The 1,081-nt window shown below is 33.6% G+C and carries 1 protein-coding gene; it reads left to right on the top strand.

Annotation, left to right across the window (positions count from 1 at the left end; all coding sequences use genetic code 11):
• Positions 1-155: 155 nt before the first annotated feature.
• The coding region (locus FD47_RS14570) for a hypothetical protein (RefSeq protein WP_156404172.1) at positions 156-1,081 on the top strand (926 nt) is incomplete at its 3' end.

The raw sequence follows: 1,081 nt of genomic DNA, 5'->3' as shown, positions 1-1,081 counted from the left end.
TGAAATAAAGTTTTCAGACGGACCCTAGTTTAAATCTCATTAATTCAATTTTAGAAAAGTCCTCCATTACTGAAATAATTTCTACCAACTCAAAATCAAATAAGGCAACTTCCTTTAAACTTCCAGAGATGACCTCAAACAAAGTAGATTTACTTATGCGTCAAAACCATTATTTCAGCATTTACAAGATGTCTACTTCAGATACCGAGGATGCCTCTATTTCCGATAAGTTAACTATCGCTTACACGAGTTATCTCTTCTTCCCTAAGAAGTCAGTTGCCATTCTATCAAAATTGTCGATAGATAAAAGAAAGCACTATCTACAGTCATTGATAAAGTATGCGAATCTCACTCTCGCTGGCAGTAGTTTTAACTCAAGCAAAGAAAGAATCTTCCGCGATGAGTCTCAACTGCAACAATTAGAATCAAATACGTTAAGAATTATTCTTCTCGGAAATACTAACTCTGTTAAAATCAATGATCAAACCATCGAGCAATTAGTTCATTTACATCAAAAGAACTATATGGAAAATCATTTCTACTTTTCATTTATTTCCGGATATTCAGGAAAGCATGGGCAATTAGAGGCACTTCGGTTCTTGATTTACGATATATATAACTACATAAGAAGAAACTCACTTATAATCGATGTATCTAGGACAAGTTGGAATAATCTTTTTTCGGCTTATTCTGAAATGATCATTGACACTTACTTTGATATCCGTAACAAGCTCATGCCTAATAGAAACGCGCAACCAGATTATCCACTTAACGATGTTGATGTTGACATCCTCGTCAAATTTATTTCAACGGAAACTTTGGAATCGCAATTGAACTTGCGAAAAATCCATCCGCTTAAATATGATGATGAAAAAATATTTTGTCAAAACTTCATGAATTTGTGTAACTCCTATATTCAGCTCGATATTGAAGTTCACTTTCTAACTCCAAAATCCGTTCATCCCGCACGTGGTTTATTCGAAAAATGGATTGAAAATTATCTGCTTCTCATTAAATACTCGGACATTTCTTCGCAAGAATTTATTAAAATCTTGAATTGTCAAATTAAGTGCAACACTAC

Origin of the sequence: Lentilactobacillus parafarraginis DSM 18390 = JCM 14109 (assembly GCF_001435895.1) — a bacterium.
GTDB classification, from domain to species: domain Bacteria; phylum Bacillota; class Bacilli; order Lactobacillales; family Lactobacillaceae; genus Lentilactobacillus; species Lentilactobacillus parafarraginis.
The sequence above is the reverse complement of the archived record's forward strand: the minus strand, read 5'-3'. Positions and strand labels throughout refer to the sequence as shown.